The organism is Chryseobacterium sp. FP211-J200 (assembly GCF_001643375.1).
GTDB classification, from domain to species: domain Bacteria; phylum Bacteroidota; class Bacteroidia; order Flavobacteriales; family Weeksellaceae; genus Epilithonimonas; species Epilithonimonas ginsengisoli.
Window position 1 is genome coordinate 1 of record NZ_LSHB01000066.1, and the last position, 7,569, is coordinate 7,569.

General features: G+C 33.2%; 10 protein-coding genes. 7 read left to right on the plus strand and 3 right to left on the minus strand.

Translation table 11 applies throughout. The annotated features are described in order from the left end of the window. The first annotated feature begins 415 nt into the window (after nt 1-415). Complete coding sequence (locus AXA65_RS17390) at nt 416-871, plus strand: hypothetical protein (RefSeq protein WP_131797847.1); 456 nt, start codon at nt 416-418, stop codon at nt 869-871. Between the two features lie 55 nt (nt 872-926). Then, nucleotides 927-1,484 carry a hypothetical protein gene (locus AXA65_RS17395; RefSeq protein WP_063971329.1) on the plus strand — a complete coding sequence of 186 codons (558 nt, stop codon included), beginning with the start codon at nt 927-929 and terminating at the stop codon, nt 1,482-1,484. A 575-nt stretch (nt 1,485-2,059) separates the two neighbouring features. Here AXA65_RS17395 and AXA65_RS17400 read toward each other — a convergent pair. Beyond that, nucleotides 2,060-2,455: a helix-turn-helix domain-containing protein gene (locus AXA65_RS17400; RefSeq protein WP_063971330.1), complete on the minus strand. Its 396-nt coding sequence runs from the start codon at nt 2,453-2,455 to the stop codon at nt 2,060-2,062. 179 nt (nt 2,456-2,634) lie between these two features. Between AXA65_RS17400 and AXA65_RS17405 the strand changes: the two genes are divergently transcribed. From AXA65_RS17405 to AXA65_RS19980, 4 genes are all read left to right on the plus strand, one after another. Further along, on the plus strand, nt 2,635-3,192 hold the full coding sequence (locus tag AXA65_RS17405) for a hypothetical protein (RefSeq protein WP_063971331.1): 558 nt from the start codon (nt 2,635-2,637) through the stop codon (nt 3,190-3,192). A gap of 67 nt (nt 3,193-3,259) precedes the next feature. Continuing rightward, nucleotides 3,260-3,904 (plus strand): hypothetical protein, encoded by a 645-nt coding sequence (locus AXA65_RS17410; RefSeq protein WP_063971332.1) that lies wholly within the window; start codon nt 3,260-3,262, stop codon nt 3,902-3,904. Then, entirely contained in the window at nt 3,901-5,571 is a 1,671-nt protein-coding gene (locus AXA65_RS17415; protein WP_063971333.1) for a hypothetical protein, read from the plus strand. The genes AXA65_RS17410 and AXA65_RS17415 overlap by 4 nt, the downstream gene beginning before the upstream one ends. Continuing rightward, the gene (locus tag AXA65_RS19980) at nt 5,568-5,735 is read left to right on the plus strand and encodes a hypothetical protein (protein ID WP_165596622.1); all 168 of its coding nucleotides are present in this window, start codon (nt 5,568-5,570) and stop codon (nt 5,733-5,735) included. Before AXA65_RS17415 ends, AXA65_RS19980 begins: the two co-directional genes overlap by 4 nt. A 232-nt stretch (nt 5,736-5,967) precedes the next feature. Here the strand turns inward: AXA65_RS19980 and AXA65_RS17420 are convergent, their stop codons facing one another. Both AXA65_RS17420 and AXA65_RS17425 read right to left on the minus strand, forming a co-directional pair. Beyond that, a complete protein-coding gene (locus AXA65_RS17420; protein WP_063971334.1) occupies nt 5,968-6,273 on the minus strand; it encodes a helix-turn-helix domain-containing protein in 306 nt (101 codons plus the stop codon). Beyond that, entirely contained in the window at nt 6,260-6,565 is a 306-nt protein-coding gene (locus AXA65_RS17425) for a helix-turn-helix domain-containing protein (protein ID WP_034980060.1), read from the minus strand. Before AXA65_RS17425 ends, AXA65_RS17420 begins: the two co-directional genes overlap by 14 nt. Before the next feature lie 621 nt (nt 6,566-7,186). Here AXA65_RS17425 and AXA65_RS20425 point away from each other — a divergent pair. After that, nucleotides 7,187-7,315, plus strand: coding sequence for a hypothetical protein (locus AXA65_RS20425; protein ID WP_256333851.1), 129 nt, complete (start codon nt 7,187-7,189; stop codon nt 7,313-7,315). The last annotated feature ends 254 nt before the right edge of the window (nt 7,316-7,569 follow it).

Genomic DNA, 7,569 nt, shown 5'->3' on the forward strand with positions numbered 1-7,569 from the left:
GCAGCGACACCGCCGCGACGTGTCTGGAGTAATTATTGATCGTGCTCTGAATGCGTCCCAACACCGAAACCGTACGTTCAAAACGGCTTAAAAGTTCTGTAAAACCAGGCACTTCGCGCTTTGCCTGATTGATGATTTTGTTTTCTCTGAGCTCGTCTAAACTCTTTTTTTTGTAGCCATTCTATTGATTTTTTAATTAACTTTACAAAGTAACTGATTTATGCGATTGGGAAAGCTACCGAAGGTTTAGTTCAACAAAGGTTTTGCTATAGTGGGGCGAAACTGCAAAGTTCAACAGTTGTATTTCGGTTCAACATTTGTACAAAATTCAGGTTTTGTGCTTCTTCTGCCCCGCCATCGCCAATCCCCGGAATGTTAATAATTCCTATTAAAATCTAAAAAAAAGATTCGGAAAATGTTCATTAATAGAAAATATAGAAATAGGCATCTATTTTTAAAAACGCTTCAAATATATTTTGAGGAAAATAATCGACCTGATCTGTACACTTTTGAAGAAGTCTCACTATCATTTCCAAAATTGGTTGAATTGTCAAATTTGACTGAGAAAGAGATTTATGGACAAATTGATTATTTAGAAAAAGAGGGCGAAATTAATATTGAACACACTGAACATTTTTCTACCTTTTATTTTATCTCAAGAAATAGAACTATTGCTTATTATGATAAGAAATATTTGAACCTTGGAAAAAAAGAGTTTTTAAATGACGCATATGATATTCTCAAAAATATTTCAGCAATTATTTTGTTGGTGATCGCTATTATTAGTTTTATAATAAATTTTCTGGACACCCGAAAAAACAAAAAGGAAATAGAACAAATAAAAGTAAAAGTGGAAAAATTAAGTAAATAAATTCATTGACAAATCGCAGATTGAAAATATTTATTAAATCTCAAAAAAAAAATCCATGAAAATTAAACTATTATCAATAGCAATATTATGCATTTTGTTTAGCTGTGGAAAGGTGGAGCAAAAGAAAGATATAAGGGAAAACGTTTCTAATACAAAAGTATTAACCAACGAACGTAACCTTGAGGAACTTAAAACTGAAGCATCACGTTTAAGGGCTGGAGGTTCAATAAAAAGTGTAAAATTAATCGACAGAAAAGCGATAATAGATTATGTGTCAAATTTTACCGATTATAAAGAAATCAATCCGCAATCATCTTTGACTGAATCAGAATTGAAAGCATATTGGCAATCTGGAGATGCTATTGAAAAAGCACTTATAGATGGCTCTGTCAGAATAATGCGAAAACTCGACTTTATAGACGAAGTAAATATAATTTTACCTTTTGAGGAAAAGATGTATAAAATTTCAGTAAATAAATCAGAACTTGAGAAATTCATTGGAATAGATTTTAAGTCAATTACTGGCAATTGGGATAAAACATTCTCTAACCCTTATGTTTACGACAAAAAAGGCAGAGAAATATTTTTTAAAAAATTTGGAGTAGTAAAATAATAGATGTATTCAACTTTGATTTAAAAGAGTTAAGCAGAAGCGAATCCGAAAAACAGTTTTCAAAATAACATATCGTGAAAATATAAATTCATGTTTGACAAAATCTTTCAAATCATATATTTGTGATTCGATCGTTGTCCATTGTAAGCCGATAAACATTGTAACGACTATCAATTAGTCTTTAAAAACGTTTAGCTCATACCACTAATTTGGGTGGATATGCGCTATTGTATAACAGATAAGTAAGTTGTGCGTCACTTTATGACCAACCGTAAACCAAATGAAATTATCGACTGACATGTTGCAGACTAACCGACAAAAACTTCTGAACGCATTTCCTACAGACTTATAACAGGATGTTGAAGTTGTTGCGAACTTTTTAGTTGACAAAAACTTTGACATACATCCACAAGCATAACAGGAAGTTATACTTGAAGGACACAAATTGGCAATTCCAGGACGAGTTTATTTTGACTGCTATGATATAATTAATCAAATTAAATTAAAATGGCCCAACTACAAGTTGAGCCTTTCATATGAAAATGAAAAAGTAATTATCCCGTATTACTCATATTTTATTTTTTAATAAGCTTCTCAAGCCTCGCCATCATCTCATCCTTCTCTTTTAGCATTCTTTCATACAGCGCAATTTTTTCTTCGTGAAGCTGGATGATTTTTTCAATAGGATTATAATTGTTAACTATAACTCCAGTTGCGTTATCATTAAATGTACTAGCAATAATATTAACTGCCTGCTCTTCATCAAAATTCTGAAAAGCCTCTACAGGAATTTTAAGAGCAGTAGAAATTGCTTTCAATAGATCATCTTCGATCACATCTTTCTGCTCCAACATAGAAATTTTCTTTTGATTCCATTCCTCGCCCAAGTCAAAAGCCAAAGCCTCCTGCTTGATACCAAGCATTTCTCTAAAGCGTTTCACATTTCTCCCTTGATGTATTTTCTGTTCCATAGCGGTTATCAAAATTTTAAAGGCCTAAAGATAAAGCCATTTCTGTTAATTCGTCTGAATTGTAAAGTTAAAAAATTATCCTGTAAAATATCCCTTCCAACGGATATTTTATTCACTAAAAGAATAGATTAGTCAATGACAACAACAGAATTTAGTTCCATCATATTAATCCTTTTCCTATGAAAAAGTCTAAAATATCCTTGGAATCTTTTTTCTGGTCAGCAGAAGAGATTGAGGATCCTTTTGCACTGATCGACTCCTTTTTTGATTATGCAGATCTGGATTCACACAAGCAAATCTTGGCAGGCGCAATGTTGTTTGTCCAAAAGAAAGAAGTTTACAATAGTGATTATCCGGGACAGCTATTTGTTTTTTACACTGCTTTCCGCTCTTTCCTGAAAGCCTGTGTAAGGATACAGCGCAAAGACAAAAAATGGAAGATCAAAAAAGCACCCGAAAGCTGGTCTTATCTGCATCAAGCTTCTTTATTAAAAGACGAATATCTTAATCCATTCCTTGTTTTCCAAAGAGCATTTACCGAAAAAACCATTGCCGAATTTGATTTTTTTCTTTGTGAGATCTTACATCTGTCAGCATCTCCTTTCGTAGAAGAGTTTGTTGACATTGATTTAATAACACCGTATATCCATATGGTCAAAATGCTTGATGCAGCACAGTTGATGCGCGAGCGTGGAATAGAAAAGATCAAAAATAAAACGATAGACGATCCCGAATAAGATATCCCTTTCCGGAATAGAATATCCTTCAGTCCTTTTTCAACTTTACTAAAGCAAAATTATAGAAATGAAAAAGAACACACCCTTTAGTAAAGAGAGACAGCTTGTACAAACAAGAGAGCAAGTTGAGATCGCATTAAATATTCTGGTTCAGAATTCTCAAGGAGAAGATATTGAATTAGGTATATTCTGCTTGCGTGACCAACTGAATAATCCCAGACTTACAGAACTGCTCGATAGCTATCCTGATTTGATTCAAGAATACGAATTGGAGAAATTGTTATCAGGAAAGATTGAGATCAAAGATGCTAGCAGGCGGGATGTCAAGACAGCAGGACTGCTGTCCTGCCTGTTATTACTCATTCACTTTTACTTTGACAAGGATAAGGGTAATTTGAGTAAATCCAAGGTCGATGATGTGAACCAATTTGATAGCATAAATTACATAATGAATGCAATCACTTCCGAGGAATGTATTAATGAGCTATTCCTACTAATATTATCAATAGTAGGAATTGATTACTTTAAGAAATATCAAGAAAATATGAAAGACCCTGATTTTGTTTTGAAACAGACTTTGGGATTTGACAGCGATCCCGAAATGGGTGTACATATCGATATGATGGTGTGGTTTGCCTTGGTTCGCTTATTTATTGAGGCTATCTTTATATACTACGATAGTGATTATGAAACTAAAAACGATCAGCTATGAAAACGCCAAATAAATCTCCGTTTTCAGTTCTCGCCAACGAGTTCTTGGAAAGTACATTGAATCAGCTTGTACACGACCATTCAATTGTTCAGATATTCTACAAGCAGGAAAAGAACTCAACGAAATCACACCTACTGATCTCTGTTTCTAAAAATGCAGATGCTATAAAATTACAGTCAAAAAAATGGGTTGCCGAAGTCAGAGAACAATATCAGGTCTATATTTACTTCATTGATTATTCAAGACTGGAATACCAATTTTCTAAAGGTCACCCATTCATAGAATACCATTGTCAGCAGTCATCAATGATCTATCAGAAAGAAGATTCACGTTCTTCACTTTTAATCAATAGAAACTGGAAAAAATATCACAAAAAGTTCAATCGGTACGAAGATACTTTTCACCACGACCACAAGATCCATCAGTTGCAAGTCGGAAGGCTAATTGCTGAGAATTCCTACAATAGTGTCTTTATTTCTTATGAAAAACTGATCGAATATGATCTTGAATATTTGGAAGAATTATTTACCGGAAACAGGACATTCGACATTGATCTGAACAAAAGGATAAATAAACTGCTGATCTACATTCCGGAACTCAAACAATATTTTGTCAAAAAGAATAATCACCAATATTTTATCACTGAAATTTTTGACGAAACAAAGAAGTCAATTGAAGAGGATGATATAATCTACAATTCAGAAATGTTTGATTCATTGCGCATTATTTCGGATTCATTATATACATTCATCTCAGTTCGATTCTACAATTTGAAGTATCTTATAAAAAAGCAATATGAGAAGATATGTAATGTTGATGAAGATCTATATCCAATCGAGGAATCCTCAAAAGATATGATTCTCAATAAGGCAATTAACAGAATATTGACCTTCGCAGAATTGGAACAGATCTATTTTTTTCATCAAACAACCTATGGAGAAGTAAAAACTTACTATTTACTGCTAATTGGTCTGAATGTGAACAATGAAAAAATCAAAGCCATCACGCATTCTTTGATGAGCCTTTTTGGAACTCAATACAGGTTTTTATTGGTCGGCCACGATCGTTACTGGATTCAAAAGAATCTTTATCAATACCAAAGCTTCTTTGTTTTCATTATGCAAGGTAAAAATCTGGTCTATGTCTCAGATCAATATCATCCGGAACCACATTGGGAAACGCCCCATCATCCACAGCACAATGACCTGTATTTTTATTACAAAAGCACATTGAGAAGTTCATTGCAGTTTTATAAATTGATCGATGGAGAGGAAGGAAATTATCAAGGGGTAGATAATATCTTTGCTTTATTTCTCTTGTCCTTTTGTAGAACATACATCTATGCAAAAACCTACTATCTACCAAATTATATGACCACCGAAGCCCTTTGGCAACTATGTATCTACGCAGATATGGACATACATAAATACCACTATTTCTTTGATCAATTCTCTACTAACATTTTTTCTTTTACTGATTATAATATGAGCGTACATCACAGTATAGCAAAAGTTAACACTGAGAAAGCAGATCAGATGAAAATGATTGTAGACAAACTGATGCAGGAACTTAAAGATGCCCTAATTGGAGGTCAATTATTGGACGATGCAGAGATGGGATTTAGATTTGAGGAAACTGATGGTTCAATTATAAATACAAATCTATGACTCAAAAAAAAGAAATCAAGAAGATCCCAATAGAAGAGGTAATGGAATTCTTTAATAGCGAAGGTATGGAAGTAACGCAGGAGGAAGCAGAAAAGATTATGGAATTTCTGTATAGCCTGACACTTATAGTTATCAAAAAGTATTTCGATAATGATGAGGAATAATATTCTTTTAGTGGAAAATTACTACTCAAGTACATTGCATCAAGTCAGCTTATTTAATAATAGTGGATACATTTTTTAAAATAGTAAGAGGAGGTCGGTATCAATTAGGAAACGAAGGGACAACTTGAAATACGTATTGTAATAATCAGAAACGTAGATTAGAAAAATGCTTTTGCAAGATAGCCCATTGTTTGAAAAATGGGCTTTTAGTTGTCTTAAACAGCTACAATTTTTAAATATTTTTCTCATTATTCAGCGAACGTCGATAATTATTTTCCAATAATCTGATAATGTCCGATTCTCTAAAAAGTATTTTCCGTTCGAGCTTGATAAAAGGAATCAGTCCGTCATCTCTGTATTGTTGTAAAGTCCGTTTGCTGATGTGAAGCATCTTGCAGACCTGTTCGCCTGACAGGTAGATTTCCCCCTTTAGAAGTGGGTGAAAATATTCCCTGATATAAAGTAGTTCTTTTTTGATGCCAACCACAGCTTCAAGCAGGGCAAGCATATCTTCATTCGAATTTTCAATCTGTTCCATTTTTTCTGCTTTTTAATATTTGACCTGACTGCATCAGAAATTCAACATCTGTCATCTTGAAGTAATTTTTGCGATTGACCTGCGTAGCTCCGAGAATTCCTTTCACTCTATAAGTCTGCAAAGTTCTTTTACTAATGTTTAGCAATTGGCAAACTTCCTGCCCATCTAACCATTTAGTTGCCTGTTGTATTGATTTGTAGGGAGCAGTAATTTCTGCAATCAAATTCGTAACTTCCTTTACTTCTTTATTCAGTGCTTCTAAAATCTGAATATCTAGAACCGTTATTTCCATGTCTTAACTATTTAAAACCCGAAAATAAAATCTAATTTTAAGTAATTTCCAATATTGTATTCGCTGGCATTATTTGTCAGACTCCTGCAAAAATAGTAGGCTGTAGTATCAATCTAGAGTTTATTTTTTTAAGAGTATTTTGTTGCAATTAGATTGTGCTTTGGGCTTTAATTGCAGGCTTTTTAATAATCTATAATAGCTGAATGTTTTCAATGTTTTTCAAGTCATAGAATATAGCCATTATTGTGTACCAATGGTGCTTTTAGTTTGGACGGATTGCTTCTGGTTTTCGAGGAATATTCTACTGAACATCCTTCTCCTATAAATTTTCTATTTCTTTGGATTGGCTTCATATGATTTGGAACGTTTTGTATTATCCACCTTGACAATAAATAGAATTATTTGGCTCGCAATGACGTTACAAACAAACAAACAAACAAACAAACAAACAAACAAACAAACTTGATCCTAAAACAATTTAATTTGCCTGTGCTTTTCCTTAGGTAAATTAAAAAGTTTTGAACGGATATTATAGAAAGAATAACAAAAATATCCGATCTGAACACCAGAGAGTATTTTTCGTTATCCTTTCAGTGGCTTTCAAAGCCACATAAAATATTAATGGAATCTCATCCGCTTTTTAGAAGCGGAACATTGGGAAAATATGGTTTCCAGAATAAAACAGATAAAAAGACAGCTAAGTTGGGAAGGGCATCCCACGCAAAAGCCGGTCAAAAGCTTACGGCATAATGAAAAAGAAAAAGCTCCGAAAAATTTTTTCTTTTTCACCCTTCGGGACTTATTCCGTTTCCTTTTGTCTCATCATTGCCCTTCCCATATATCTGCTTTCTTTTTTTCTCCTTTTTTTCTTTTGGAAATATTGTTAGAGAATTTATCGACATTTACAATATTTTTAGATATAAACAACCCGTAGTGCATTATAAAATAGGTTACTCATAATACGAAAATTTCGTATATTGTATTGACTATCAATCTAATACGTT